The sequence below is a fragment of the Arthrobacter sp. A2-55 genome (assembly GCF_025548615.1).
Taxonomy (GTDB): Bacteria; Actinomycetota; Actinomycetes; order Actinomycetales; family Micrococcaceae; genus Specibacter; species Specibacter silviterrae.
Map to the genome: position 1 here is coordinate 85,729 of NZ_JAJLOZ010000003.1, position 26,378 is coordinate 112,106.

A 26,378-nucleotide genomic window follows, 5' to 3' on the forward strand; every position below is an offset into this window, starting at 1 on the left:
GTTTGCTACGTCCGGGCTGGCATCCAGTTCCGGACGTTTTCTCGGAGGTAGGCAACGGGTTCGCCAAAGTGCAGCCTTCCCTCGGTGTGGGTGTTCGCCATGGTGGCCAGGATTTCCGTTCCGGTGTCTTCCTCGACTTCGGTCCACATTCCTTCGTTGTAGGCGACAACTTTGACGAAGTCGCCGGGGCGGAAGTGATCGGGCCAGTCGGCCGGCTCGTCACCGGTCGTGGTGATGAAGATTTCGTTGCCGGGGGTGTTGCGCAGGCGGGTCATGAGGGTGTCCTTTTCGAGCGGTAGCGCTTATGGCACCCATGTGTGCGGCAGGCTCGGCCCCTCCGCCTCCCCTGCGGACGCAACAATGCCCGCCAGCGTCTATCCAGGTGCCGGCGGGCATTGTCGTTAGTGGTTGTACCTTGACCCTACAGGGTGCAGCTGACGCAGAGGTCCACTTCCGTGCCCTCCAGGGCCATCTGGCGGAGGCGGATGTAGTAGATGGTCTTGATGCCCTTGCGCCAGGCGTAGATCTGGGCCTGGTTGATGTCGCGCGTGGTGGCGGTGTCCTTGAAGAACAGCGTCAGGGAGAGGCCCTGGTCGACGTGCTCGGTCGCCGCAGCGTAGATGTCAACGATGGCTTTGTAGCCAATCTCGTAGGCGTCCTTGAAGTACTCCCGGTTCTCCATGGTCAGGTGCGGCGCCGGGAAATAAACACGCCCCAGCTTCCCTTCCTTGCGGATCTCGATCATGGAGGCGATCGGGTGGATGGACGCTGTCGCATTGTTGATGTAGCTGATGGAACCGGTGGGCGGGACCGCCTGCAGGTTCTGGTTGTAGATGCCGTGGGCCATCACGGACACCTTCAGCTGTTCCCAGTCCTGGGTGCTTGGCAAGGTGATGCCAAACTCCTCGAACAGGCGGCAGACCTCGGTCAGGGTCGGCCACCAGGACTTGTTCGTGTACTTGTCGAAGAACGTGCCAGAGGCATAGGTGGACTTTTCGAAGCCGTCGAAGGTCTCACCGCGTTCGATGGCGATCTTGTTGGAGGCCAGCAGTGCGTAGTAGGCGACGGCGGCGAAGTAGACGCTGGTAAACTCCACCGCTTCCGGAGAGTCGTAGTGGATGTGCTCGCGAGCCAGGAAGCCGTGCAAGTTCATTTGGCCCAGGCCGATGGCGTGGGAGCGGGAGTTGCCGGCGGCGATCGAGGGGACGGCCTGAATGTCGGACTGGTCTGATACCGCGGTCAGTGCACGGATGGCAGCCTCGACGGTGGCGCCGAGGTCACCTCCGTCAATGACCTTGGCAATGTTCAGCGAGCCCAGGTTGCAGGAGATGTCCTTGCCGATGGTGGCGAAACTGGAATCGTCATTGAAGGTGGACGCTTCGGAAACCTGCAGGATTTCCGAGCAGAGGTTGCTCATGATGATCTTGCCGTCGATGGGGTTGGCGCGGTTCACCGTGTCTTCAAACATGATGTACGGGTAGCCGGACTCGAACTGGATCTCGGCGAGGGTCTGGAAGAACTCGCGCGCCTTGATCTTGGTCTTCTTGATCCGGGCGTCATCCACCATCTCGTGGTACTTCTCGGTGACGGAGATGTCGGAGAACGGCACGCCATAGACCTTTTCGACGTCGTACGGGGAGAACAGGTACATGTCCGAATCAGTCTTCGCGAGCTCGAAGGTGATGTCCGGGACAACCACCCCGAGAGACAGGGTCTTGATGCGCACCTTCTCGTCTGCGTTCTCTCGCTTGGTGTCGAGGAACCGGTTGATGTCCGGGTGGTGGGCGTGCAGGTAGACAGCCCCGGCCCCCTGGCGCTGGCCGAGCTGGTTGGCGTAGGAGAAGGTGTCCTCGAGGAGCTTCATCACGGGAATGACGCCCGAGGACTGGTTCTCAATCTTCTTGATGGGTGCCCCGACCTCCCGCAGATTCGTCAGGCACACGGCCACGCCGCCGCCACGCTTGGAGAGCTGCCCGGAGGAGGTGATGGACTTGAAGATCGATTCCAGGTTGTCCTCAGTGCGCAGCAGGAAGCACGAGACGAGTTCGCCGCGCTGCTTCTTGCCGAAGTTCAGGAACGTCGGGGTAGCCGGCTGGAAGCGGCCGGTGATGATTTCATCGACGTAGATGCGGGCCTGGGCTTCATTGCCGTCAGCCAGTCCCAGGGCAACCATGGTCACGCGGTCCTCGAAACGTTCCAGGAACCGCTTGCCGTCGAAGGTTTTCATGGCGTAGGAGGTGTAGAACTTGAAGGCGCCCAGGAAGCTCTCGAAGCGGAACTTGTGGGCGTAGGCCTGCTTGAAGAGATCCTTGATAAATGCCGGGCTGTACTTGGCCAGAAGTTCGGCTTCGTAGTAGTCCTGCTCCACCAGAAATTCGAGCTTCTCCTCGAGCGAATGGAAAAACCAGGTGTTTCCATTCACCTCAAATTTGCAGTACTGCTTGGCTGCTTCATGGTCGGCGTCCAGTTGAAGGCCGCCGTCGGGGCCGTACAGGTTCAGCATGGCGTTGAGCTCGTGGTAGCCCAAGCCTTGGAGCCGGTCGGGGGTGGCAGTGGCGGCCTTGAGGTCGGTGACGGCCTGGTTTACGAGTGCTGTTTCCAAAATTCATCCAATCCAGTTCGGACCCGGTCGACGTCGTCGGCCGTGCCCATAATTTCGAAGCGGTATAACAACCGTGTGCGGCACTTGGCCGCGATGACATCTGCCGCCAAGCAGTAGGAGTCGTGGAAGTTGGTGTTCCCGGCGCCAATAACACCGCGGAGAAAATCGCGGTTGCCCTCGACGTTCAGAAATTTGATCACCTGCTTGGGCACGGCCCCCTTGGCCCCTCCGCCGCCATAGGTGGGCAGCATCAGGACGAAAGGTTCGGTGGCAATGACCGTGTCCTCAGCGGTGTGCAGGGGAAGCCGGATGGCGTTAGTGCCGAGCTTCTGCACGAATCGATGAGTGTTCTCAGAGACCGACGAGAAGTAGATGAGCCGGGCCAAGACCACTCACTTTCATTGATTGTCGCCAGCGTTTTGTGGCCTCTATGCAGGCCACCCTCCGGCGGGCAGCTTCCAAGATTTGGAAGCTGGGCTCGATCGCGTGGCCATCAGCGCAGGAGACAGCCGGAATGTGGGCTGACATGTACCTGGTGGGTCCGGCAACAATGTCCGATGTGGTCGCAGTCCAGGTACTTAAACCAGGCGGCTAGCTCGGTGAGTGGGGTATAGTCCCGAATCTCCTGTTGCTCGCCCGCCCCGGAGACAAGGCACACCCTTTGGCGGGACCGGAATCCGGCTATCTGCCACACCCTGCCAGTGAGAATGTCCGTGTACCGCTGGCCCACATCGGGTTGCATGGCCTCTCGCTCGTTCATAGTTCCCATGTGTGCGGACGGCCTCAGGCTGCCAAAGCTCCACTGGACTGCTTCGCATGCCGGTAGGCCTCGACCCAGGCTTCAAGCGGTGCGACAAGAGCCGGCGAGCCCTGTCCGGACAGCAAGCCGATCCGTGCGGCACGGTCCCACACCTGGTAGCCGTAGGGACCTTTGTCGTCTCGCACCCAGGCCAGGGCTTTCGAGACGATGGAGAATTCTGCAACCGGCTCAACGGGTGTGGGCCAGGAATCAACGTCGACACATGCCAGCCACCGCACCTGGTCTTTCCGGGCGCCCTGGACGGGGACGACCCCCAGCGAGTAGGGCATGTCCCCATTGGCCGCCTGCGAGACTGCGTCCGCGGAGGAGGTTCTGACTGCCTTGCCCATGTTGACCAGGGCCCGCACCTGAATCGCAACGTCCGGCAAGACGGCAAGGTCTCCTACGTCGTCCTGCCGCCCGGCGCCGAGCATCCGTCTCGGTTTCTTAACCACGAATTCCGGCAGGAGGTGGGCGAAGACCGGAACGGCTTCGCGCTCGTAGCGGTCGCCCTTCTCTTTTGAACTGTTAGCCATGGTCTGTACTATGCAGTCGCCGCCCTGGCGGCCATTTGAAGAGAATCTACGCATGTTTTCGGGCAGATGCACCACAACCACAGAGGACACTATTCATGGACAACAAGCGCCGGCAACTGCTGACGAAACCCGGGGACACCCTGCTGTTGGCACGGTCTGCCTTTGAAAATTCAATGCGGATCGCCCAGTGGCAAGAAGCCACCGGACAGAGCCCGTCCAGTTTTACCTTCAACGCCAACTGCTCCGTCCCCGTGCCCATCTACACGGAGGTGCCGGCCGGCGGGCGCCGGTTCTCCGAGGTGAACCCGGAGGCCATGTGGCATCCGCTGTTCTGGCTGCCGGCGCGCGTGGGCAATGCTTACAACCTGCCCACTGGTCCGAACAAGGAGCTTGTTCAGGAGTCGGACGCAGTACGCTCCATCCGGGTAGCCCTGGAAATGTCGGCGTCCGGGCTTTACCACCCGGAGTCCGGCTGGGTTGACATCCTGGAAACGGTCGGCATCGATGTCGACAACCCCGCGGACGTTGACCGCATCAGCGAATGGCAGGCAGGAGGCGTTGATGACCTGCTGGACTCGATCGACCTGGGCCCGTACCTCTACGTCGACGACGACCCGCTCTGGGCCATCAAGTCCGCCCTCGCACTGGAAGCCCCCGTGACCGAGGCAGGATGGGCCATGACGGCTGACTACCTCATGGAAGCCATCTGGGACGCAGCGGAGGAGGACACCTTCGACGAGGTGCGCCGAGAAATCGCCATTGTTGCCAGCCTCGCAGGACAGTTCCTTGGTGAAGTGCCCACGGAAGGGCAAAGCTCCATTGAATTCTGGGCAGAGATTGAACAGGAAGCCCGCATCGGCAACTACGCGTCACTGCAAGATTTCGCCAACGGCCCCATGGACGCTGCAAACGAGTGGCTTGCCTCGACGCGGGACGCCTTCTGGGGGACCATTGACGAGCTCCACACCGGATTGGCAGCCTAGGAGGCATCCGTGGAGAGCCAACACCCGGTCATCGATGTCCGCATCGACTACTCAGGATCCGTCGACATCTTCGCCGGCGGCCAGATCATCCCCGGCTGTGAGGGGTTGAACCGCGAGACAGCGCTCGTGCTGATGGCCCGATATGCCCGGCGGCACGGAACGCTGTTCATGGCCTCAACCCATCCCAACGGCACCGTGACCTATGACCTCGTCGACGAGGAAGGCAATGTCACCCCCGTTATCGAGGAAGCCCCGAGCAAGGACGAACCTGAGGAGCTGGCGCCCAGTCTGCAGCTTGAGCAGGCTTTTGAGGCCGCCCTGACCGGTGGACCCGTCTCCTCGGACCTGATGGGTGCCGGCGATGGCTTCCCAGCGGGTCCGCCGGGCGGGTCCGGCGATAATCCACCACCATTCGCAACGGCGGCCATCCCGGACTTTGACATTGAAGGAGATGCGAGGCGGGCAACAGCCAAGGGCCCGCAAAAGCGCCCCCGCTGGGTTCTCCTCATTCTGCTCGGCCTGGCAATGGCTGCCGCCGCATGCATCGGGGTTCTGGCCCCCTATCTGGCCCGCTAGGTCCTATCCAAAAAGCACCCGCACTGATCCCCGGTGCGGGTGCTTTTTGGTGGGGCAGGCGCGCAACCCACAAAGCAGGGAGCTGCCGCACACATAGTTAGTACCTCCGACGCCGTCGCACGACCGAATGCATAGGAGCCATCGGGATAACTACCCGTTCATGGCCTACAGCCACCTTTCGCCCAGCAAGACCAGGAGCACCATGTCAGGTTCACCTTCCGCCGACGGCAGCGGATTCGTCCACCTTCACGTCCACACAGAGCACAGTTCCCTGGACGGCCTTTCTCGCATCAAGACCCTGCCCCGCACTGCTGCGGCACTGGGCCAGAAGGCCATCGCCATTACCGACCACAAATCCCTGGCGGGAGCGTGGAAATTCCAAAAGAACTGCCTGGAAGCCGGGATCAAGCCCATCATCGGCATCGAAATGTACTTGGCCATCGGTTCGCGGTTCGAGCAGAACTCCGAAATCGTCCCCAACGACGACGACAACGTTTCCGACGCGGACGAAGGCAAGGAAAAGACCAAACGGTACATGCACCTCACCGTCCTGGCCTGCAACGAGGCGGGTTGGAAATCATTGCTGGCCCTGCACAACAAGGCCGAAGACACACACTGGTACCAGCCACGCATCGACCTGGACCTGCTGGATGAGCACGGTGAAGGTCTCATCATCCTCACCGGTTGCCTCGGCGGACCTGTTGCGGGGCCGCTGGCTCGCGCCGGGGTACTGGAGAAGTCAGGCGACCCCGAGGGCGCCGAAGAGAAACGACGCGAGGCCCGCGCCAACCTGGATCGCCTCATAACTGCCGTCGGGCGCGAGCACGTCTTCTTGGAGGTGATGTACCACGGGATCAAGGCCGAGACCCATGCCTTCCGCGAAATTCGGGCCCTGTCCGCGGAGACCGGGATCCCGATGGTTGCCACCAACGACTGCCACTACGAGCATGAACACGAGGCGGCGGCCCACGATGGTTTCTTGGCGGTCGGCGTCAAGCGACCCTTGGACGACCCGGCCCGGTTCAGCTTCAACGGTGACGACAGCTACTTTGTCCGGTCAGAGCAGCAAATGCTTGACGTCCTCGGCAACATCAAGAACAAGCCGGCCGCTGACGCCTGGCGCCAGGCCGTGGCCAACTCCGTCAAGGTGGCCGAGTTGTGTGCTGACAAGGTCATCCCCGACCCCAAAATGCGGCTGCCCAAATTCCCTGTCCCACCGGGTTTTGACAGTGAGGCCGCCTACTTCCACCACCTGGTCAAGGAAGGAGCTGTCGAGCGTTACGGCACCGACCCGGAGACCGGCCAGCGCCGCCCCCTGCCCGCGGAGGTGAAGGAGCGCCTGCGCATGGAGGAAGACATCATCATCTCCATGGGGTTCCCCGCCTACTTCCTGATCGTCCACGACGTGATCGCCTGGGCCCGCTCCGATTACATGGCGCAAGACTGGGTCGACCTGCACACCGGCAAGGCGGTCGACGAGGAAACCCGTGAACGCAAGCGTCCCATCCTTGTCGGCCCGGGGCGTGGATCCGCTGCTGGCTCAGCATCGTCATACTGCCTGAAAATCGTGGGCATCGACCCGCTCGAGTACCACCTGCTCTTTGAGCGGTTCCTGGAACCGGGCCGCGCTGGCATGCCTGACATTGATGTCGACTTCGAGGCCGCCCGCCGGCCGGAGGTATTCGCGTACCTGGGCGTGCGATGGGGTGAGGACCGGGTTGCCCACATCGGCACCTTCGGCATGGCCCTGTCCAAGGCCGCCATCAAGGACGCCGCACGCATCCTCAAGCCCAGCGTCCTCGACACGGATACGGCCGAACAGGTCGCCGAACTGCGCGCGGAGGGCCGTCAGGCCGACGCTACCCGCATTGTTCAGGCCGCGATGAAGGGAATCCTGGCCCGCGGCAATGACCTGCAGCGGCTCGGCAACCAGCTCTCTGCTCTCGTCCCTTCTGCCGGCGGCAAGGCCTACACGTTCAGCCAGCTGGCAGACACCACCGACGAGTCCGGCCAGGCCTTCCGGGACCTGGTGCAGAATTCGGGTGAGGACGCCGAGGAAATCCTTGCCCTGGCCAAGTCTTTCGAAGGCATCACCAAGACAGAATCCATCCATGCGTGCGGTTTCATCATCTCCCCTGAACCGTTGGACGAGCTGGTTCCGCTGCGTTGGCAGTCGCATGCCAAGGGCGCCGACCCGCACGCTCCCCGTGTCATCTGCTGGGACGGCGGAGACTGCGAGGAGATCGGCCTGCTCAAGATGGACGTCCTCGGACTGACCAACTTGGATATCGCCCACCAGGCCATGGACTTCATCGAAGAATCCACCGGGACGGCCCTCAGCCTCGACACCATCCCCCACCCGTCGACAAAGGACAACCCGGTGGTGGACGGCGCCTACGGGCTCATGGCTGCCGGTAAGACCTCCGGCCTGTTCCAGATGGAAAGTGCCGGGATGATCAAGGTCGCCCAGGACGTGGTTCCGGAAAACCTGGACGATGTGTCCGCTATTGTCGCCCTCTTCCGGCCCGGCCCCCTCAAGGCCGGCATGGATGTCACCTATGCCCGGCGCAAGTCCGGGGACGAGCCCGTCAGCTACACAGCGTTCACCCGCGACCCCGTGGAGACGCAGTGGATTGACTCCGTCATGGGCGCCACCTATGGCATGGCCATCTACCAGGAAACCATCATGCGCCTTTCCACGGTGGTGGCGGGATTTGACGCCTCGCAGCGGTCCCGGCTTCGCAAGGCCATGGGCAAAAAGAAGCAGTCCGAGATGGACGCCTGCCTGTCGATGTGGAATGAGGGGGCACCCCGGGAATTCCTGGACGAAGACGGCACCACCATCAGCCCGGTGTTTTCCGTGGAGACGGCCGGCAAGCTGTGGGGCTTCATTTCCGGTGCCGCCAGCTACCTGTTCAATGCCTCCCACTCGGCCGCCTACGGTTGGCTGGCCTATGCCACGGCATACCTGAAATCGGGTTGGCCCGTCGAATATGCGGCCGGGATCCTTGCCGTCGCCGACAAGGACGAGAAGCGGCTGACAGCGCTTAGCGCACTGCGCGATGACCGGATCGAAGTCCGGGCACCGGATGTCAACCTGTCCAAGGCACGCACCTCCCCCGTCAACGGGGCAGTCCTTGTGGGTTTGGCTGAGGTGAAGGGCGTCGGCGATGCCGGAACCCACATTGTCGCCGAGCGCGAAGCGAACGGCCCGTTCACCTCCCTGGGTGACCTGCTGTCCAGGGTGACCGTTCCGACCGATGACCCCGCCAAGCGAAGCCGCATTTCCGTCACCGCCCTCCAGGGCCTGATCGAAGCCGGGGCCCTGGATTCTTTCGGGCCGCGGCTGGGCCACATCATGGTCCTGCGGGCAGCCCAGTCTTCCAACGTCCAGCCGCTCCAGGCTGAGTGGTCCGACGTGGAGAAATCCACCCGCCAGCGGGCCCGCCTCGGAACCAGTCTGGGCATCCACCCGCTGGTGTCGTTGAAATCGGTCCTGCGTGAATGGGAATCCCCCAACGGCAGCTCCGTTACGGCCCTGCACCGCATCGCCGACGGCAACGGCGAGCCGGTGCTCACCGTCGGGGTCATCGCCGCCTGGGACGAAAAAGGCTATTCGGGAGGCCGCCGCGCCAACTTCACGCTCGAATCGTCCAAGGTGTCCATCAACGGTGTCGTCTGGGACTGGACCCTGAGTCGTCTGCGGCGCAACGGCGAAGTTCCGAAAGTCGGGGATGTGGTGGCTGTTTCCGGCAAGGTAAACGTCCGCACCACCATGGTCGGTGATGAGGAAGCCGGAACGCAGGAAGCCATCACCACCAAGGAACTGTCCATCAGCGAGGTCTGGCCCATCGACGCCGGCAGCGAGCCCGATATCGATGTGCCCTGCACCGTGGTTGACTTCGCCGCCAAGTACCGCCAGCTGCGGGCATCCTCAACCCCGACACCTCCGCCCACCAAGAAGCTTGCGTCCGGCCCGGAACAACCGGCCAGTTCAGAGACAGACGCTGCCGCCGAGCCCTCTAATGTCATCGACATGAGCGCGTGGTCCGCCAACAGGGAAGACTCCACGGTCACCGTCCTGTGCAACCGCTTCGAATTCGGCATTGCGGGAGAGATCATCACCGGCAACGCCGAATTCCGCAACCGACACGCCTCGATCGGTGTCCCGGACGGCACCCACCCAGGTGAAATTTACCGGTGCCTGCTCGCCACAGGGGGCACCGTCTACCTGATCACTAAGGGGGTTGACGTGCCCATTGCCGACGCATCCGAACTCGCGCACGGCGCCGGGGACGTGTGCTGGGTGGACATCCCTCATAAGGGGGCTGCAGGGAGAAACAACCCGTACCAGTGGCAGCGCCTGGACAGGGATGTTGCCGCTGCTACGCCCACGGAGCTGGCCGGATGACGGCGGTGCGGAGGTTTTGGGGCCTCCGCACACATGGTTGTCAGCGGCCGCACCGGTCCGTGTCGACCATCTACACCGGCCCGTGAGGGTTCGAGGAGGAAACACCCCATGGGCACCGATAACACCCCCGTCCAGCCTCAAGCAGACACCACCCTGGCGGCACTGGCAGTGCTGGGAAGCTTTGACACAGCCGACTTTGCCTCGGTAGACGTCCTTATGGCCTCAACCAACCCGCGTGAGCTCATCGTCGGCCTTGTCGATGCCTCCCGCATCCTGATCGACATCCTGGCCAACGCCACCGACACCAGCACGGATGAAGTCATTGCCCATGTCCGCAAGCAAGTTCTGGGGTTGCTCAACAGTGGCGAACTCGGAGCCGAGGTCAGCCCCTACTAGCAGTTGCAACACCACTTTTCGGGGTTGCCGCACACATGATTCCTGAACCCGGAATGCCCCGGCACCCGGCCAGAAATGCACCAAAACATGCTCCCCGTCAATCGCCGGAGTGCATAGAAGTAATCAAGACGGACCCGGGAGACCCTGGTCCTCAGCAGCCCGTCAGGGCCCACGAAAGGCAGTCAGCATGGAACTCCACACCTTCACTGGCAATCTCACCAGCGACCTGGAACTGATCACCAACCCGAAGACCGGCAAGGTGCGCACCAACTTCCGACTTGCACAGAACGAGCGCCCTCTCCCGGACGGCACGGACGGCAAGTCGCACTTCATCCCCTTCACCGCCTACGGTGAAACCGCCGAGAACGCCGTCAAGTCCCTCAAGAAGGGTGCTCGCGTGATGCTCACGGCCCGCATTGACACCTTCGACACCGAAGTCGTCATCAAGGGCGAGGAAAAGACGCTGAACCGCATCAGCTACAAGGTCGACGAAATCGGCGCCTCCCTCCGCTTCGCCACCGCCGCGGTGACGAAGACCCCGAAGAACAAGGCCAAGGGTGAGGACTCCTACCCGGACGACGAGGAGGACACCCCCGCGAAGCCGGTGAAGAAGGCCCCCGCCAAGCCCGCGGCCAAGAAGCCGGTCGTCGATGACGACGAGGACGACGAGTTCTAGAGTCCCCCCTGACAAGCCCCGGATGGTTTTCAAACCGTCCGGGGCTTGTTTTTGCCCTGCGTCTACGCATGTTTCAAGTCGAAGCCACCGTCCCACCACGAAAGCACCATGCCTTTTCCCATGCTTGCCAGCCCTTCCCCAGCACTTGAAGGTTTCGCCCACCTCCTGCAGGGCGCCGTGACCCAGCCCGCCCCAATGCTGATCGCCGCCGTCCTGCTCATCGGGATGCTCATCGCCAAATCCAAGGCCGGCCGACCCGCTCGCACGGATCCCTCCCGGCTGTTCTCGGCGACCCAGCGCAGAGAGGGGTTCGCCAGGGCCTCTGACCGCTGCGAGCTGGAACGCTGGCCGTTCAGCCGCTGCAAGAGGCCGGCCCACCACGGCGACCACTACATTCCCTGGTCGAAGGGCGGCTCCACCAGCATGGCCAACTTTGTGGCTGCCTGTGCGCGTTGCAATACCTCGAAGGGCGCGAAGATGCCGGGTGCATGGAGCCGCATGCGCTTGGAAGCACGACGGCGAAAATACTTCGCCCCGGGGTCGGTTGTCAGGGCCGGGGAAAGGTTCGCACAGCGTTGACCAGCAACCCTCAGCCACAGCCTGGCGAGCTCTGGAGGGTGTCGGGAGGCTTCACCCATGCCATTCTTCACAGCCCGGACATCTGGACCGTTCTCTGGTTCGAAAACGATGAGTACACGCTCCAGCAGCGCTTCAACCTCACACCCGTCGCCCGTTGCATCGAGCAGCCGGCCGGCGGGTTCTGGGCCGACCAGTTTGATGCTCTCGCACAGGCAAATCACCTTGAAATTTGCTGGGCGGATGAGATCGACCTCTACCGCAGCGAAGGGCTGGCCAAAGTCCTGTCATAGCCCAACGGGCGAAAACTACGCATGTTTTAGGGTATGAGCACCCCCTCCCCCGAAGAATCGAACGACAAAACCCAGGCCTCCGGTTCAACTCCTGGCAGCTCGTCCGCAAGCGTTGTCGACCAGGCGAAAGATGACCTGAAAGCGTCTGCTGCCGGGATCATCACCAGCACTGTGGCGGGCGCAGCAGCCGGCGGCGGTCTTCCTGGCGCGGCGGTTGGAGCCCTCAAAGGCATCGGTACGGCCGCGATCAAGACGAAAACGGGACGCAGGGGCATAGCGGTCCTCTTGCTTGCCCCGCTTCTTGCCGCCGTTTTGACGCTTTCCGTCGTGCTTGGCGGTGTCGGAACCGGCAGTGGTGGGATGCTCATGTCAGCTCACGCATCCGCGGCTGAAAACGTGGCCCGGACGGACTTCGACAACAACGCCCAGTTCAATGTCATCTCAGGTGCGGCCGATCAGACCGGCGTCCGCTGGGAAGTCCTGGCAGCCATTGTTCACCTGGAGTCCCAAAGGACCATCGACCGCGGTGTGGGCCCCTTCGGGATTGATCTGGCCGGCGCCGATGGCATCGACAGCGCTGGCGCTAGCGATCTGGGCCGCGCAGCTGTCTACATCGGACAGCAGCTGTCCAAGGCCTCGGAGCAGACCGTCAATGAACTGCCGAATTCCGCCCTGGACGCCGGCGCCGTCGACACCACAAACGAGGATGGCACTGTCACCCGCAAGGTCTCCACGGCCGAGGACATGCAGCGTGCGGCGGCCGACGTCAAAGACCAATACGTCAAGGCGCTCCGGCAGCTGCCCATCAAGGGCAACCCGGATCTGGCCGTCAACATTTTCTCCCTCGCCCAGCAATGGTCGCTGGGCGCCAATCAGCAATGCGCCACGACGAACATCTCGTTGGGCGGACAGACGTCGCTCAACCTGACCGACTCCCAGAAGAAATATGCCCAGGCCATCATCAACCAGGTTGCCGCCAAAAACATGCCCCAGCAGGCAGCCGTCATCGCGCTGGCAACGGCCCTGCAGGAGTCCACCCTGCGCATGTGGTGGAACGTCAAGGTTCCGGGCTCTGAGGCCCTCACCGACGACAAGGAAGCCAAGGGGTCTGACGGGTATTCAGTCGGTCTGTTCCAGCAACAGGTCAACGGCAACGAATACTCCTGGGGCACTGTCTCGGACGCCATGAACCCGGCCAAGTCCACGGACATTTTTCTGGAGCGGCTCAAGACCATTCCCGGCTGGGAGACCAAAGCTGTCTCCGAGGCAGCACAGGCAGTCCAGGTGTCGGCCTTTCCGGACGCCTACGCGCAGTGGGAATCCCAGGCACGGCAACTGGTCAACGACTTCAAGCCAACCGGCGGCGGCGGATACCAGGATCCCCACGCCGAAGAGCCAGCCACCCCCGGGGCCCCCGGAACGGCCCTGAAGGTCAACACGGCCACCAATACCAACCTTCAGGCCGTCGAGAAGTCCATCATCGACAAGTTCTCGGCGCTTGTGACGGCCATGCTCGACACCGGCCAGGGTGGCGACCACGCCGAGGGGCGCGCCGTCGACGCCATGATCAAGGACTACAAGAGCCCGTCCGGCATCAAGTCCGGTGATGCCATCGCCAGTTTCATGATCGCCAACCAGGCCGCCTTCAACATCGACTACATTATTTGGCGCGACCGCATCTGGCTCGGCCCCGTTGAGGGCTGGAAGCCATACTCAACCGGTGGCTACGGCAGCATGTACGCCGGCAACTGGAACGACACCACCTTGCACATGGACCATGTCCACATCTCGGTGAAAAGCGCGCCTGGCACCGGTGGCGACTACGTCTACAAGCCATCCGACGGTTCGGGTGCCTCCTGCCCCGCTGGCGGCGTCTCCGGGATCGCGATCGGTGATTCTGGCACCGGTGACGACTACCCCTACCGTCAGCCCGCCGGTGACTGTGCATGGTGCGCTTTTAGCGCCGACCCGGGAACTGACCCCTGGAGCCTGTACAAGCGTGAGTGCGTGTCCTTCGTGGCCTGGCGCATGAACCAACAAATGGGGTGGAAGCCGGGCGAGCCGTACCCTTTCACGCCCGGAAAATTGGGCATCGGGTTCTTCGGCAACGCCGAGCAATGGAGCAGCCAGCTCGCCCTGGCGGGATACGTCACCGACAAGGTCCCCAAAAAGGGTGCCATCGCCTGGTGGGGCGCATTCGGGGGTCTCGGAATCGGCTCTGCCGGCCATGTCGCCGTCGTCAAGGATGTCAACGAGGCGGCCGGGACCGTCACCATCGAGCAGTACAACGCCTGGCCCAAGGAGCACGCCTACTCCGTCCAGGTGATGCCGGCCTCCCAGGTTAACGGGTTCATTCACGTGGCCGATACAGAGAAATAACAGACCAACAAGGAAGTTCCATGAACCCTGAGCCCCGACCCATACTGCAGTTCATCAAAGACAAGGCCGCCGTCCTTGGCATCCTCGTGTTCGCTGTCGCCGCGGTGATCGTGGCGCTCGTGCTGCAGGGAAGCCGACCAGCCAGTGAGTCTGCCCCGGAGCCAACGCTGTCGTCTGCGCCAACCGCTGCGCTCGAAACCCAAAGCCCTGTGCGGCCCACAGAGGCTCCAACGCAGGCGGCAACCACTCGGCCCTCCCCGACGGGCGATTCGTCAACTGCGAAGCCTACGGAGGGCCCGGCCGTCGGCATTGCGCCGCCGCCCGGCCAACCAACGCCGACCTACTATGCCGGCAACGGTCCGCAGGCTCCAACGCCGAAGGACTGGACACCGGCAGCCACCGACTTCGCCGCAGCGTGGGCGAACCCGGCCGGAGGAAAATCTGCCTGGCTCAAACGCCTGAAGCCCCTGGTCACGCCCAAGCTCTACGCAAGCTTCTCCTACACCGACATCCGCAATATTCCAACGGACACCGTTGACAGTGTTTCCCTGGATCGTGAAGATCCTGGCGTGCACACCTTCAAGGCCTATTTCAAGGACGGCGGGTACCGGTTCGACGCCGCCGCCATCTTGCAGCCGAACGGATCCTGGCTGGTTGATGCCATCGCCCCGCCCCGCAAGAACTAGCCGCACCCCAGGCAGCAGAAAGGCCCCCGCCGAAACGGGGGCCTTTCTGCTGCCGCTCAATATTCGAGGGGGCGCTGGTCGATGAGCTGGCCGTTGATGTTGTGGAGCTGATCGCTCACTGTACTTAGCGCGTGCAGTACTCGATCCTCACCATCCCTGTGGATGGTGCTCATGGCGTTGCGCAGTTCAAAGAGCCGGTACTTCTGTTCGATCTGCTCGACGGTGAGAACCTCATCAAAGAGTTCGATCGGTTCATCGAACACCCGAATTGACTCGTCGGGGAATTTGTCATTGTTCGGTCGGTGGTACAGCATTTTTGCCGCCCTCACGAGCTGCGGCGCGTCGTAGTACCTGAGATATTGTGGCCGTTCAGCCTTGATTTCAGCAGCGACCGCCTCTTTGTGGGCGTCGTATTCCGTTTCCAGCTGGTCCCCCCAGGCTTCGAGGTGCTTGCCGCCCTTTCGCGGCTTGGGGTTAGCTTCCAGCCACGCATCTCTCCACTCATCCATGCGACGTTGCAGCTCAAGGGAGAACTCCTCATTGGCCCTCTGTGAGTAGGCGGCCTTGAGCTGTTCAACGATTTCGTCCGGAACGTCCACCGTGGACCAGAACTGGATGCAGTACTCGGCGGTGGCCGCCGGTGAGGGATTGAAGAACGTTCCACCCTCACGGTCGAAAAGCCTCACCGGCGACTCCGCGTGAACGGTGGAGCGGAATTGCCCTCCGGTTGATGCGGGGGCTCCCATTGGTTGGCGAGCGATGCCTTCGGTTGTCATTTGTTGCTAGCTCCCTGAGGGTTGGGTGATGACGGTGTGGTCCGTCCTGGCGTTCCGTCGTTGATTCTACTGGCCGGGCGCCCGGTAATATTGCTGGCTGGAGCAGTGTGGCGGGGAGTTGCGTGTTTCCGGCTGACAACAGGTGATTGTGGTGCCTGAGGAAGGCCAGGCTTGATAGTGCTGGGTTCCTGTTCCGCCGCTGCGACATGTGCCGGAGCCTCCTGCACGGGGCTTGCCTTGGCTGGCGACTCCTGGGCGGCTGCCCGGTCGGCTGCCGCCTGCGCCTCCTTCCGTGCCCTGTCCTCGGCTGCACGCCTATGCATGGTGGCGGTGCGGTAGTTGTTGACACGCTCGTCGCTGCGTCGCCGCGCCTCGGAGGGTGTCGCTCCGTTGACGCCGTTGATGGCCTTCTTGGCCGCCCAGGCCCCAGCCACAATGCCGCCGGCCACCAAGGGAGCAGGAGCGAGGGAGGCCAGCAGGAGACCGCCAGCAGCGACTTTGGCCGTGGTGCGCAGCGGACGCTGCCTGAACTGCTGGGCTGCGTTGGAGTATCGCATGGCGGTCGCTGCCTTCCAGCCGCCACGAGCCAGTGCGCCGCCGGCGGTTCCCGCGGCAGCAAGGGTCCCCGCGACGGGACGGGACTTGATGTCAGATGCGGTCGCCTTGACCGTGTCGAGGGCCTTCCTGGTGCCGTTGGCCACCTGCCCTGGGGCGGCCTTGAGACGCTCCAGGGGGGACACGACGGGCGACAGCCCCAGTTCCGCGCGCCGGCTCTTATCCCATTCCTTGGCGAGCTCGCGTTCCTCCTTTGCCGCAGCCATCTGGAGCTGACGGTCGTGGGCGGACATTTTCCCTCGTCCAACCTGGGAGTTGGCTGTTCCGGACTGGAGCAGGTGCTCGGTGCCGAAAGTTGCCGCCTCACCGGTGCCGTCTGACGGGCCGGCGCCGAATCCTCCGGCGGGTGCGGCCTTGCCTCGGCGGCCGCCCTGCATGGCCTGTGCTGCGACGTCCTTGCCGGTGGTTGTCTTGGTCTCCGATCCGACCGGGGCAGCAGCTCCGCGGCGCGTCGATTGTCCGCTGACGTTGCCGAACCGTCCGCCTGTTGCAGCCGACATTGCAGCGCCAAATCCACGGCGGCCGGCGCCCTTGGCGGCGTTCATGGCGCGACTTCCAGCCCGTCGAGAACCGCGGTCCAAGAGGGCCCCGGCACCCATGACAGCGGCGCCTCCTGCTGCCCCGGCAGCGGCACCCCAGGCGAGGCCTCCGGAGAGCTTGAACGGGGAGGGCAACTTCAGGACCTTGGTGAACATCATGTGGATCAGGAAGACGGCGATCAGCGGCGCCAACCCGGCCCAAACGATGCTGATCAGGGATCCGGGCCCGCCCAGGAATGAAGCACCCATCTGTTGGAGCATCTTGGTCAGGACTGAGATCAGGGCGAAGATGAGCTGGATGCCAAAGACGAAGATGTTGATGCCCAGCAGCATCTTGAGGAATCCGCCCATCTTTTCAAAACCGGCGTTCGGCAGCAAGCACAGAATCACCATAAAGAATGCGCCGATGATCATAACGACCAGGGCTACCTTGGCGACGATCACGGCCAGTGCGATGAGACCGAAGACGATCAGCATCGCGAGAGCGCACATGACGTAGGCGTAGACACCGGTCATTCCCATCACGTTGTTGTTCCCGTGGAGGGTCATGATGAAGTTCCGAACGTCCATGCTCGACTTGATGTCGTTGGTGGTTGCCCTGGCCTGGACCTTGTCTCCGTTGGAGTCCCAGTCGAAGTTGCCCAGGGTGTCGCCCGGCTGGGTGAACCATTGGACGCAGTTGGACGTTTTGATCTTTTGGTCTTTGTCACCACGGTCGAATGTCGCGTTGACCTGCCAGGAGATTTCCTGGGATGGGTCGGACGAGGGAGACCTGAGCTGGCATGCGGCCCATGCGACCAGGGAGCGGTCTCGGGTGGTGTTGTCGGTCGGGCTGAACGCCTTGGTGTTGTAGTCGAGCTCCATGGCCTTGGCGCCCATCGCGCGGTACATGATGCCGCGGACTGTTGACGCGTAGTCGGCTTTGTCGGTCTCGGGGGTAACCCCCACGGTGCGCGATGCTGCGTTCCATTCGAGCAGTCGGCACCAGGCCCCGTTGTCGAGGTTGGTGGTGCCAAACTGGGCAGTCCTCCACGTCTGGAGTCCGGTACCTTCCCACATGGAGGACATGACCATGGGGATGCTGGCCGACATGGAAGTGGTCCCCGATTGGTACATGCTCAGGTATCCCTGCTTGAGGGCGATGAGGTAGTTGTCGCAGGAGAGGGGGTTTGAGGCCGAGATGGCGCCGCCGTTGTCACCTGCCATGGCCAAGGCGGTCGCGGGGGCTGAGGCCAGGGACGAGACGGTGTTGTTGAGGGTCTTGACGATCCAGCCGGGAGACATCACCCCGGGCTGGTAGGCGGCCGTGTTCGACGTGCTCATCATGTCGTTGGGGTTGTTGCTCTTTCCCCCTCCCTGGGAGGCCGTGGCGCCGGCGACCATGACGGCGAGCAGGGCCACAACCAGGCCCTTGGCTGCCATCTGCTTCCAGGGCATGCGGCCGTTCTTGCGGCCCTTGAACAGGAGGACGATGATGCTGATCAGCACGAGGGCCGCGAGCAGCGGGCTGCCGATCACAGCCTTGCCGATTGTCGCCCCGACGCCGTCGGCGGCGCCTCCCATTTGGTCCAGGATGCAGAAGTTGATGGCGAATGAGGACATCTGGGTGCCGAGCGACCACATGAAGTTGCCCGCGGAGAGTCCGCCGGCAATTCCCAGGTCTCGCTGCAGTTTGGGGAACGAGACCCCAAACATGGTGTTGTCGAGGCGCGATTGGATGCTGGTCGTAGCGTCCGCCCATCGGCTTACTGGCAGAAGGTTGGAACGCTCAGCCCCCGGCGAGGCACTCGTTTCGCAAACCGAGGGTGCACCGGCTCCCCCTTCGCCGATGAGCTGCTTGGCGGGCAGCTGGGCGGACGTTGAGGCTGGTGCATGGCTTGTCGTGGCGGCGCTGGCTGCCGGGCTAAACCCGAAGGCGAGAGTCCCCAGCAGGAGGAGCACGCTAAGGATGCGCACGATCGGGGTTTTGGTCATAGCAGGGATTCCTCGAAGTCTTCAAAGGTTTTGGATTGGGCTGCTTTGCCCGGAACAGCCTTACGTTCCACTGGCGCGGTGATCTGGCGGATCATTCCGAATTCGACTCGGGATACATCGATTTGTTGGCCGCACAGGTGGTACTCGTTGAGAGTTGTCCGCTTCTTGTCGACCATCGCCTGGTAGGTCCGCAGCTGAAGGCCGTCCTTGGTGCGCCGCTCAATGAGGTAGAAGGCGGCGAATTCCACGATCGGGATCCAGAGGAAGGACCAGCTGGCCAGCATGGGGAAGAAGATGGCGGTGAGAATGCCAGCAGGAATCATGGCGAAGGCGGCGATCCAGAATGTTCGCCATTTCATTTCTACCGTGCCGATGACCGTTGTTCGGTCGGAGCCGGAGGTCCGGCCCGTCATTGGCGTCAGGGAGTAGAGGGAATTGATGTTCGACAAGGGCTTATGTCCTTCCAAGCCGGACCGGGCTTGTCACCCGGTCCGGCCCAGTTGGTGGGGCTATTTGATGGCCGTGTTGACCAGGGAGATGCCGATGTTCGCCACCCAGTCCAGAATGCCGAGCATGATGGGGAACAGGAGTGCCGGGGCGGCGAGGATGGCGCCGGGGATGAGGGCTCCCCACAGGTTCTGGTGCCCTTGGCTCATGTTGCCTCCACGGCGTCGGTCCCAGGCCCACTTGAGAATGGCGCCGACCACGAGGATGACGCCGATGACGGTCATCATGGTGGTGATGCCGGGAAAGCCGCTGGTGATCGCTGACCAGAAGGAGGACCAGCCACCTTTGAGATTGACGGTATCGGCCGCCACGATTGCGTGCATTTCTTGCCTTTCTAGACGGTGCCCGGACTCGACGGAATGCCGGCCGTGGCGGTTAGGTGCCTCTGACTATTTACATGCGTAGGTTCCGGGCCCATGGGCGTTAGACCGCCACCTGGACCATGAATTGCTGAACTTTTGCGTCGTTCTTTAGGCGTTGTCGGTTGCTGTCTGAGAGGTCCCATCCGGTCGCAGCCAGGGCCCGGATGATGGGGTTTCGGTCCGCAGCCGCACGGTTGGCCGTGTTGGCGTATCCGGTGCGGGCTGCGGCGATTCGCACGCTTGCCGGCTGCTCCGGCTGTGAGAGGGCTTCGAGCACGTCGTCGGGAATCAGCGGGCTCCCTGCCGCCCCTGCGCGCACCAGTGGATCAGGGCTTGTGGCGGCCTGGCGGACGTCTGCAACAGTGTCCAGGCGCGGCGCTGATGCCCCGGGGGCCGGCAGGGCCACGGAACTCTCGGATTGACGTTTGGCGGCGAACTGCCCCCCGGTGGTTACACCGCGGGGCTGGCGGGCCGCTGGCTTTTGCTTCATGTCCAAACCTCCTTAGCTGGCTTCGGCGTACTTGACATTCGAGTAGGCCAGGGCCGACGTCCACATCTGATCTGCCCTGGCGTCGCCCAGCCGTTCGAGCACGTCCACGACCTTTTCCTGGTCGTCTTCGTCGAGGTCGCCAAACGGGGCGAACAGAGCCTCTGTCGCGGTGCTGTCCAGTCCGTTGGACCAGTCCTTGCAGGCACCGAGAACTCCCCCGTCGTGGTCGGCAATGGCCTCCCGGTGGGTGGACACCTGGCGCATCGTCAGGATTCCCGGCTGGGCGAGCGGGGTGCCGGCGCTTTCAGCCAATGCGTTCCAGGCCAGACGACGTGCCCGTGACTTGTTCTTGGCTCCCTTTTCCTGGATGGCCGCCAGAGCCTGGGCCGTGTAGGAATCCGGATCGACGTGATCCTCGCTTTCAACCTCACTCACGAGGCGGCCTCCCAAGGTGGCTTCCACCCCTTCGCCTTCCCCGAAGGGAGTGTCGAGGGAGCGGTCCACGGTCCGGGCGATCATGAATTCCTTGCTCGGCTTGTGGCGAGGGTCGTGCCACTCATCCAGGACTTCCTGCTCCAGTGCCTTGATTTCAGAAGGCGTGAGCGACCGGTTTTCACGGTGCTCCATGGCAGTGCGCTTCTCCTCAAAAATGCGCCAGGCTACGCGGTCTTCCGCGCGGAAGACGTTCTCGGTTGCCCGGACTGTCACGTTCGCGGCGATCGAGGAAACGAGCTGCTTGAAGTTGCGCACGTCCTTGCCCTTGCCCAGTTCTGTGATGACGCGCAGGAGGGTTTCCTGTGCGATGTCATCCAGGTCGACCGTGTTGGACTTGTCCTTCTGGTTGTACCGGCGCTGCCAGTACTGGGCCGAGTCGTAGGCCATGCTCTTGAATTTGTGGGGGTCGGTGAACTCCTCCAGACGCGCACTGCCCAGCTTGACGTCGCTCTCAGAGTGGCTGGTGGCCTTGAACTGTCCGCCCGTGGGGATGCCCTTTTCGACCCGCCCCTGGGCGATGGGCTTGTGTGCTGCGGTGGATGTACTTGTGCTCATGTCTAGTTCGTGTGCGGCACATGTCGTCTTTGCACAGATTGAACGGGGTGCCTGCGAGTTTCCTCTGGCGTGCCCGGGAGGGGTGGGCAAGGTGGGGCCTCAGTTGCCACCTTGAAACGCCCGATAAATGCATGCCCCCGACGGCATGTAATGGGTGGTCCAGGGTGGTCCACCTGGCTGGTCCACCCTGTGGTCCATGGCGAGAGTGGATGTGTGGGGTGGACCGGTCCTAGACTGGTCCCCTGGGGTGGTCCATCTGGGCCAATGAAGATCAGGTGGACCAATGCGCAGCTTCCGAATCGAGCCCGACAGCAGGCCAATCATCTTGCTTTCCCTGGCCCTTGTTGCTGTGCTCGCCGCAGCCAGTTTCACCCTGTCGTTCCTTGGCCTGATCCAGGCAGCCAAATGGGCTGGGGTGCCTGAAGCCCTGCGCTGGCTGGTACCCATTGTCGTCGATTCGACAATCCTGGTGTACGCCGTGGCGGCCTCCGTACAACGCGCCCGCGGCGAATCTACGCGGATTTCATGGATTGCAGTCGGATTTTTCACCCTCGTCTCCGTCGCCGCCAATGCGGCCCATGTACTTGCTCCGGGCGGAGTCCTGGCAACGGCCGATGTGACCGTGGTGTTCGGGGCATTGCTGGCAGCCATCATGCCGATCAGCTTGTTTTTCGCTACAGAGACGACCGTCCAGCTCGCGGTCGCTCCGCCCTACGGTTCGGTCGCTCAGCGCCGGAAGAGGGCCCGCCTTATGGTCCACATGGACCAGGCAGGCGGACCGGATGGACCACTTCACGGACCACTGGTGGACCACCCGGGTGGACCACGAAAAGGACCAGTGGGGACCGCCAAGAAATCGACCCCGAACATTGACAGGCTGAGGGTGCGGGAGCTGGCTTCAGCCGGTGTAAGCCAGCGGGCAATTGCCGAGCAACTGGGGATCTCTAAGACATCGGTGGCACGGGTGCTGGCCACGCCGGACCTCGAACCTGTCGCCGCCGGTTAGGCGAACGCATCGTCGTCAAACTCCGAAGCGGTGAGGGGTGTTTCGGCAGGCGCCGGACCCGGCATATCTTCAAGTGGCGCTTCGGGCGTGGGATTCTCTTTCGCTCCCACGGCGGCCAAGACCTTGTACGGCTTTCCCGGGCAGTCAGGGGTAACCATGCATCGGGTCGGGGCAACGTCACTCACCAAAACGAAATGCGTGCATTGGGGGCAAATTGCCGGGACAACAGCTGGAGAGATCTGCAGCAGCCCCAGTATTGGCTGCTGGGCGTTCAACAGTTCCAGTTGCCTGTCGGTCAGCTCCACTGTCTTGAACACCTTGGCCACGGCCAGGTCAGCTTCGTCCGTCGCCCGGACTAGGTCTGTCCAGGTGTTTTGCTTGGTCCGCTTCAGCAGGGCAATGGCGACACTGGCAGCTACGGCGGTGTCGGAATAGGTGTCCTTAGTTTTCAGCCAGACCATTTCCCGGCACTCCTTACGTCCATGATGCCTATGTGTGCGGCAGTCGGCACTTCGGCTCTCACGCGGCAATTCTCATTTTCTGGCCGGCCATGACTTCGAGGACGATTCGTTCGACGATGTCGGCCAGGGACTTGAACTGCTTTTCCAGCTCGGCGTCTTCGCCGTAGAACTCCTCGTACACGCCGTCATCCGTGTTGAGGACCACAGTGGTTTCCGTGACGTTGTTGTCGGCGCCCGGCATGATGACGTTCAGGTCCTTGCCCTTGTTCTTGAGGATGGCCCGCATGTGCGGGTCCAGGGTGTCGGCCGCGACCAGGGTGGTGACGATGCAGGTCTCCGTGGACCCAATGCGGTTGCACCGGTCTTCGGCCTGGCTGATGTTGGCCGGGGTCCAGTCGGTCTCGACGAAGATGACATCCGATGATTTAGTGAGCGTGATTCCGAATCCGGCGGCACCGATGGAGCAGAAGATGACGCCAATTTCCCCGTTTTGCAGTTGGTCGGCAACCAGCTGCCGCTTGGGTCCCGGGGTGGAGCCGTCGATGAAGCCCACGCCGGCGAGATCCTTCGGGATAGCCTCCACGAGGGCTTCCATGACGTCTGTGTGATGCACCCAGACCGTCAGGGGCCGGGTGTAGGTCTTCCTGCCTCCCGGTCCGGTCTCCGTTGTCTGTTCCATCCAATCCGTGACGATTTGGATCGCTGCTGGAATCTTGGCGATGCCGGCCGCGGCCCGCAGAGGCGTAATGAGGTCGATGCGCGTCCGGGCAAAGGTCTTGATGTCCTCCTCTGCCGGGGCGTACCCGTTCTCGCTGGTGAACTCATCCAGCCATTCGGACACCTTCTCGTACAGGGTGTCGTGGGCGGCCTTGAAGCCCCGGGGGTCGATGTCGACTACCTGAATGGTGCGCAGCTTCTTGGGGAGCTGTTTGAGGACGTCGGCCTTGTTGCGGCGGACCCAGCAGTATTTGGTGAGCCGGTCTTCGAGATCACCGAGCATTTTGCGATTGGGCAGCCAGGCGCCGAAGTGGTTCTGTGTCGCGTACCGGTCGATGAACTTTGACGGTCCGCCGAATCGTGAATCCAACACACCCCCGATGGCCAGCATGTTGGTGCCCTCCACCGGGTTGGCCAGGAACGGCGTGCCGGTCATGGGGATGCGCAGCCCGTCAGTGGAGCAGGCCAGGTTGCGGTCGGCGGTCGCGCGGACGCCACCCCACGTGCGGGCGCGGTGCACCTCATCGAACAATGCCTCGGTGGGCGCCCAGGCGATGAGGTCCGCCAGCAGCTGGGGCCGTGAGGCCAAGAGGGAGTCAGCCACAACAATGACACCGCGGGTCGGGAACGGCGGGACTTTCCGGCCAGCCCGGACGGGAACAATGTAATGGGGGAACTCGGCCGGCCTTGCCTTCCCGCGTGTCTTAGGCATGGGCGGTATCGGGTCGCCGGCGTAGTGCCCGCCGAGCGCCGCTGCGGCTTCTCGACACCAGTTGGTGACAACCAGGGGCGGAACGACGATGACAACCCTTTCGGCGCCGTGGATGGCGGCGGCGGCCAGGGCCTGCCTGGTTTTTCCGAGCCCAGGGGCGTCGCATAGCGCCCGGTGTCCTCCGGCGATGGCGTAGGCTCCGGCCAACTGGAATGGGTAGAGTTCCAGCCCGAACCAGTCTGGCAAATATCCGGTGTGGTCGGCAACGATGTCGATGAGCTCCTGGGTTCGCGCAGAGACGACTTTCTGCTCCACTTGGTCGGCTTCGACACCTGTGGACTGGCCCAATTCGCGGGCTGCCAGCCGGACCTGGCCCGGAATGGGCGCACGCTGCAGGCTGTCGAGGGCGGCTGCCTCGGTGTCGTCGTCCATGATGAGCCCTCGCTTGCGTGCCCCATCGGCAACCAGGTCGGAAAGCTGGACCACGAAACCATTGAGCTTCTTGTCCCAGACGGCCCCGGGGCCGAGAAGCCCGCCAACGCGCTCGTATCCGGCCAGGCGGTGCTTGACGAGGGCCCTGTGTGGCATCTTGCGTGAACGCTTGACGGTGGGTCGCCAGAGGGACGCCAGGGAGTCGAGGCCGGCGAGGGCGCCGCTGGCTTCCGAGTAGTCGACGTCGATGCCGTGCTTGGCGAAGAACTTGTCGGGGTGGATTCCGGTTCCGGTGATGTACCAGACCTTTTCGGAGCGGTCGAAACGGCGCGAGGGCAGCTTCTTGACCCAGTCCTGGACACTGCCGCCGTGGGGCATGCGAGCTCCCCAGGGAAATTCGAGGCGAAGCTCAGGGTTGGCGGTTGTACCTGTAAGGACAGCGGTAAGGGTCATGTGGCTTTCTATGCACACGGGCCAGCGACGGCCTAGACGGCCAAGCGTGAAGTGTCGATGGTGCCGGTCTCGTGGTTGAAGGTGTAAGTGGATGGTTGGTCCGCGGGCTGGGTCACGGCAATTGCTAGGCGGTTGCGGACGACCGTGGCTGATTCTTTGTCGGCAAGGCCTGTGGCGAAAACGGCGGGTATTCCAGCTGCCGTGACCAGCACGTCCCAGAGGTTCGTGGAGTTGTTCAGCTTGAGCGATAGGTGGGTTGCGGCAGCTGCCTGGATCAGTGATCCGTTGGGGGTTTCGATCCAGGCATTCATCGCTTTGTTCCCTTTGTTTGAGCGGTTTTCCGACACATTTCATGTGTGCGGACGGCCCAGTTTTTTGGCGTGCACGCCGGGCATCAAGCCGCTACCGGGGGGTGGGCCTCCGTTGTTGTCCCCGGGAATTCACACCGGCATTCCGGGCATCGTTTGAGCGCGATGGCCTGGATGACCGGCCTTTTGAAACTGTGACCATTGGCGCACAGCCAGAAGGCATCTTTTCTGCTTCCGCGCGAAACATCCAAGGGTGTCAATACGTTGCGTTCCGGGTCCCAAGCGGCGGCTACCCCCGGCAGCAAATCGCCAAGAGACTGCCCCTCCTCTGGTCCCGTGTACCGCTTGAGTGTCTTGGTCCGCTTCTCATTCGCACATTTCGGGCAGCGGCTCCCGGGTTTGGCGGTCCTTAGTGAAATTCTCATGGAAAAGGCCTTGTGGCCGTTTGGACACAGCCACCAAACCTTGAGCCCGCTGCTGATGGTGACCTCGTCCGGACCGATCCTGTTCCGGTCGAAATCCCAGACGGCCGCCAGGTCTGGTCGCACAAGGGCCAGCGGGCGTTTTGCAATCGCGCGCTCGGTGAACACCGTCTCTGAGCATTTCTTGCACCCGTTCCCTGCCGTCCGGTTGCTGACGTAAGCCAGCTCAGACGGGTGGCCCTTGGGGCATCGGAAATACATGCGCCGGTTCGACCGTCCCGACACGTGGTCGGGAGTGATTGGATAATTGGCTTCGAAGTCCCAGAGGGCGGCCACCTCCGGGAACATCTCCGCCAATGACCGCCCAGGCTTGGGTGCTTGCCGGCTAAGGTCGGTGCATTTCCGGCATCTGGACCCCGTGGCCGAACGTATGCCTACCTTTGCCTGAAAGGCGCCGTGTTGGGGGCAGTCCCACCAGGCTCGAAATTTACTTCCTGCGGCAACGGTTTCCGGTGTGACAGCCCCGTTTAGGGTGGGATGCCATTCGGCGGCAAGCGTCGGGTTCAGGTCTGCCAACGAGCGGCCGGGACGTGGTTTGCTGGGGATCTGCGTGGTCATGGATGTCATGTGTGCGGCCTCCA

General features: G+C 62.7%; 24 protein-coding genes. 10 read left to right on the forward strand and 14 right to left on the reverse strand.

What is annotated here, in order from left to right; translation table 11 throughout:
- Positions 1 to 5: 5 nt before the first annotated feature.
- From LPN03_RS01740 to LPN03_RS01755, 4 genes are all read right to left on the reverse strand, one after another.
- Positions 6 to 275: a hypothetical protein gene (locus LPN03_RS01740; protein WP_262452793.1), complete on the reverse strand. Its 270-nt coding sequence runs from the start codon at positions 273 to 275 to the stop codon at positions 6 to 8.
- A 146-nt stretch (positions 276 to 421) separates the two neighbouring features.
- Entirely contained in the window at positions 422 to 2,503 is a 2,082-nt protein-coding gene (gene nrdE / locus LPN03_RS01745) for a class 1b ribonucleoside-diphosphate reductase subunit alpha (RefSeq protein WP_410468545.1), read from the reverse strand.
- Between the two features lie 80 nt (positions 2,504 to 2,583).
- Positions 2,584 to 2,994, reverse strand: a complete 411-nt coding sequence (nrdI, locus tag LPN03_RS01750; RefSeq protein ID WP_410468543.1) for a class Ib ribonucleoside-diphosphate reductase assembly flavoprotein NrdI — start codon at positions 2,992 to 2,994, stop codon at positions 2,584 to 2,586.
- A gap of 391 nt (positions 2,995 to 3,385) precedes the next feature.
- Positions 3,386 to 3,937, reverse strand: coding sequence for a hypothetical protein (locus tag LPN03_RS01755; RefSeq protein ID WP_262452796.1), 552 nt, complete (start codon positions 3,935 to 3,937; stop codon positions 3,386 to 3,388).
- A 95-nt stretch (positions 3,938 to 4,032) separates the two neighbouring features.
- Between LPN03_RS01755 and LPN03_RS01760 the strand changes: the two genes are divergently transcribed.
- The 9 genes from LPN03_RS01760 (at position 4,033) to LPN03_RS01800 (ending at position 14,913) form a co-directional block, all read left to right on the forward strand.
- On the forward strand, positions 4,033 to 4,920 hold the full coding sequence (locus LPN03_RS01760; RefSeq protein WP_262452797.1) for a hypothetical protein: 888 nt from the start codon (positions 4,033 to 4,035) through the stop codon (positions 4,918 to 4,920).
- Positions 4,921 to 4,929: 9 nt separating this feature from the next.
- Complete coding sequence (locus LPN03_RS01765) at positions 4,930 to 5,496, forward strand: hypothetical protein (RefSeq protein WP_262452798.1); 567 nt, start codon at positions 4,930 to 4,932, stop codon at positions 5,494 to 5,496.
- Between the two features lie 202 nt (positions 5,497 to 5,698).
- The gene (locus LPN03_RS01770) at positions 5,699 to 9,907 is read left to right on the forward strand and encodes a DNA polymerase III subunit alpha (protein WP_262452800.1); all 4,209 of its coding nucleotides are present in this window, start codon (positions 5,699 to 5,701) and stop codon (positions 9,905 to 9,907) included.
- Between the two features lie 108 nt (positions 9,908 to 10,015).
- Positions 10,016 to 10,303 (forward strand): hypothetical protein, encoded by a 288-nt coding sequence (locus LPN03_RS01775; protein ID WP_262452802.1) that lies wholly within the window; start codon positions 10,016 to 10,018, stop codon positions 10,301 to 10,303.
- Positions 10,304 to 10,490: 187 nt separating this feature from the next.
- Positions 10,491 to 10,979 carry a single-stranded DNA-binding protein gene (locus LPN03_RS01780; RefSeq protein ID WP_262452804.1) on the forward strand — a complete coding sequence of 163 codons (489 nt, stop codon included), beginning with the start codon at positions 10,491 to 10,493 and terminating at the stop codon, positions 10,977 to 10,979.
- A 108-nt stretch (positions 10,980 to 11,087) separates the two neighbouring features.
- Positions 11,088 to 11,558 carry an HNH endonuclease gene (locus tag LPN03_RS01785; protein ID WP_262452806.1) on the forward strand — a complete coding sequence of 157 codons (471 nt, stop codon included), beginning with the start codon at positions 11,088 to 11,090 and terminating at the stop codon, positions 11,556 to 11,558.
- On the forward strand, positions 11,555 to 11,848 hold the full coding sequence (locus tag LPN03_RS01790; RefSeq protein ID WP_262452808.1) for a hypothetical protein: 294 nt from the start codon (positions 11,555 to 11,557) through the stop codon (positions 11,846 to 11,848). Before LPN03_RS01785 ends, LPN03_RS01790 begins: the two co-directional genes overlap by 4 nt.
- Before the next feature lie 33 nt (positions 11,849 to 11,881).
- A complete protein-coding gene (locus tag LPN03_RS01795) occupies positions 11,882 to 14,227 on the forward strand; it encodes a CHAP domain-containing protein (protein WP_262452810.1) in 2,346 nt (781 codons plus the stop codon).
- Between the two features lie 20 nt (positions 14,228 to 14,247).
- Entirely contained in the window at positions 14,248 to 14,913 is a 666-nt protein-coding gene (locus LPN03_RS01800; RefSeq protein ID WP_262452812.1) for a hypothetical protein, read from the forward strand.
- 56 nt (positions 14,914 to 14,969) lie between these two features.
- On the opposite strand, the gene LPN03_RS01805 is transcribed toward LPN03_RS01800, so the two are convergent.
- The 6 genes from LPN03_RS01805 to LPN03_RS01830 form a co-directional block, all read right to left on the reverse strand.
- Positions 14,970 to 15,689, reverse strand: a complete 720-nt coding sequence (locus LPN03_RS01805) for a hypothetical protein (RefSeq protein WP_262452814.1) — start codon at positions 15,687 to 15,689, stop codon at positions 14,970 to 14,972.
- Positions 15,686 to 18,817 (reverse strand): hypothetical protein, encoded by a 3,132-nt coding sequence (locus LPN03_RS01810; protein ID WP_262452815.1) that lies wholly within the window; start codon positions 18,815 to 18,817, stop codon positions 15,686 to 15,688. Before LPN03_RS01810 ends, LPN03_RS01805 begins: the two co-directional genes overlap by 4 nt.
- Positions 18,814 to 19,266 carry a hypothetical protein gene (locus tag LPN03_RS01815; RefSeq protein WP_262452817.1) on the reverse strand — a complete coding sequence of 151 codons (453 nt, stop codon included), beginning with the start codon at positions 19,264 to 19,266 and terminating at the stop codon, positions 18,814 to 18,816. Before LPN03_RS01815 ends, LPN03_RS01810 begins: the two co-directional genes overlap by 4 nt.
- A gap of 60 nt (positions 19,267 to 19,326) precedes the next feature.
- Positions 19,327 to 19,647, reverse strand: a complete 321-nt coding sequence (locus LPN03_RS01820) for a hypothetical protein (RefSeq protein WP_262452818.1) — start codon at positions 19,645 to 19,647, stop codon at positions 19,327 to 19,329.
- A 100-nt stretch (positions 19,648 to 19,747) separates the two neighbouring features.
- Complete coding sequence (locus LPN03_RS01825) at positions 19,748 to 20,176, reverse strand: hypothetical protein (RefSeq protein WP_262452819.1); 429 nt, start codon at positions 20,174 to 20,176, stop codon at positions 19,748 to 19,750.
- Between the two features lie 12 nt (positions 20,177 to 20,188).
- Entirely contained in the window at positions 20,189 to 21,226 is a 1,038-nt protein-coding gene (locus LPN03_RS01830) for a hypothetical protein (RefSeq protein ID WP_262452821.1), read from the reverse strand.
- A gap of 283 nt (positions 21,227 to 21,509) precedes the next feature.
- Between LPN03_RS01830 and LPN03_RS01835 the strand changes: the two genes are divergently transcribed.
- Positions 21,510 to 22,232 (forward strand): DUF2637 domain-containing protein, encoded by a 723-nt coding sequence (locus LPN03_RS01835; RefSeq protein ID WP_262452823.1) that lies wholly within the window; start codon positions 21,510 to 21,512, stop codon positions 22,230 to 22,232.
- Here the strand turns inward: LPN03_RS01835 and LPN03_RS01840 are convergent.
- The 4 genes from LPN03_RS01840 to LPN03_RS20865 all read right to left on the reverse strand — a co-directional run bounded on the left by LPN03_RS01840 (position 22,229) and on the right by LPN03_RS20865 (position 26,364).
- Positions 22,229 to 22,693, reverse strand: coding sequence for a hypothetical protein (locus tag LPN03_RS01840; RefSeq protein ID WP_262452825.1), 465 nt, complete (start codon positions 22,691 to 22,693; stop codon positions 22,229 to 22,231). The genes LPN03_RS01835 and LPN03_RS01840 overlap by 4 nt on opposite strands.
- A 58-nt stretch (positions 22,694 to 22,751) precedes the next feature.
- Complete coding sequence (locus LPN03_RS01845; protein WP_262452827.1) at positions 22,752 to 24,932, reverse strand: DEAD/DEAH box helicase; 2,181 nt, start codon at positions 24,930 to 24,932, stop codon at positions 22,752 to 22,754.
- A 107-nt stretch (positions 24,933 to 25,039) separates the two neighbouring features.
- Complete coding sequence (locus tag LPN03_RS01850) at positions 25,040 to 25,318, reverse strand: hypothetical protein (RefSeq protein WP_262452829.1); 279 nt, start codon at positions 25,316 to 25,318, stop codon at positions 25,040 to 25,042.
- A gap of 83 nt (positions 25,319 to 25,401) precedes the next feature.
- Positions 25,402 to 26,364: a zinc-ribbon domain-containing protein gene (locus LPN03_RS20865; protein ID WP_410468544.1), complete on the reverse strand. Its 963-nt coding sequence runs from the start codon at positions 26,362 to 26,364 to the stop codon at positions 25,402 to 25,404.
- Between the last annotated feature and the right edge of the window lie 14 nt (positions 26,365 to 26,378).

Coding starts and splice junctions, on each gene's coding strand:
- LPN03_RS01755 (WP_262452796.1), bottom strand. CDS start 3,937: ATGGCTAACAGTTCAAAAGAGAAGGGCGACCGCTACGAGCGCGAAGCC.
- LPN03_RS01805 (WP_262452814.1), bottom strand. CDS start 15,689: ATGACAACCGAAGGCATCGCTCGCCAACCAATGGGAGCCCCCGCATCA.
- LPN03_RS01850 (WP_262452829.1), bottom strand. CDS start 25,318: ATGAATGCCTGGATCGAAACCCCCAACGGATCACTGATCCAGGCAGCT.
- LPN03_RS20865 (WP_410468544.1), bottom strand. CDS start 26,364: ATGACATCCATGACCACGCAGATCCCCAGCAAACCACGTCCCGGCCGC.
- LPN03_RS01775 (WP_262452802.1), top strand. CDS start 10,016: ATGGGCACCGATAACACCCCCGTCCAGCCTCAAGCAGACACCACCCTG.
- LPN03_RS01835 (WP_262452823.1), top strand. CDS start 21,510: ATGCGCAGCTTCCGAATCGAGCCCGACAGCAGGCCAATCATCTTGCTT.
- LPN03_RS01785 (WP_262452806.1), top strand. CDS start 11,088: ATGCCTTTTCCCATGCTTGCCAGCCCTTCCCCAGCACTTGAAGGTTTC.
- LPN03_RS01760 (WP_262452797.1), top strand. CDS start 4,033: ATGGACAACAAGCGCCGGCAACTGCTGACGAAACCCGGGGACACCCTG.
- nrdE (WP_410468545.1), bottom strand. CDS start 2,503: ATGCTGAACCTGTACGGCCCCGACGGCGGCCTTCAACTGGACGCCGAC.
- LPN03_RS01800 (WP_262452812.1), top strand. CDS start 14,248: ATGAACCCTGAGCCCCGACCCATACTGCAGTTCATCAAAGACAAGGCC.
- LPN03_RS01795 (WP_262452810.1), top strand. CDS start 11,882: ATGAGCACCCCCTCCCCCGAAGAATCGAACGACAAAACCCAGGCCTCC.
- LPN03_RS01845 (WP_262452827.1), bottom strand. CDS start 24,932: ATGCCCCACGGCGGCAGTGTCCAGGACTGGGTCAAGAAGCTGCCCTCG.
- LPN03_RS01780 (WP_262452804.1), top strand. CDS start 10,491: ATGGAACTCCACACCTTCACTGGCAATCTCACCAGCGACCTGGAACTG.
- LPN03_RS01770 (WP_262452800.1), top strand. CDS start 5,699: ATGTCAGGTTCACCTTCCGCCGACGGCAGCGGATTCGTCCACCTTCAC.
- LPN03_RS01740 (WP_262452793.1), bottom strand. CDS start 275: ATGACCCGCCTGCGCAACACCCCCGGCAACGAAATCTTCATCACCACG.
- LPN03_RS01820 (WP_262452818.1), bottom strand. CDS start 19,647: ATGCACGCAATCGTGGCGGCCGATACCGTCAATCTCAAAGGTGGCTGG.
- LPN03_RS01825 (WP_262452819.1), bottom strand. CDS start 20,176: ATGAAGCAAAAGCCAGCGGCCCGCCAGCCCCGCGGTGTAACCACCGGG.
- LPN03_RS01830 (WP_262452821.1), bottom strand. CDS start 21,226: ATGAGCACAAGTACATCCACCGCAGCACACAAGCCCATCGCCCAGGGG.
- LPN03_RS01810 (WP_262452815.1), bottom strand. CDS start 18,817: ATGACCAAAACCCCGATCGTGCGCATCCTTAGCGTGCTCCTCCTGCTG.
- LPN03_RS01840 (WP_262452825.1), bottom strand. CDS start 22,693: ATGGTCTGGCTGAAAACTAAGGACACCTATTCCGACACCGCCGTAGCT.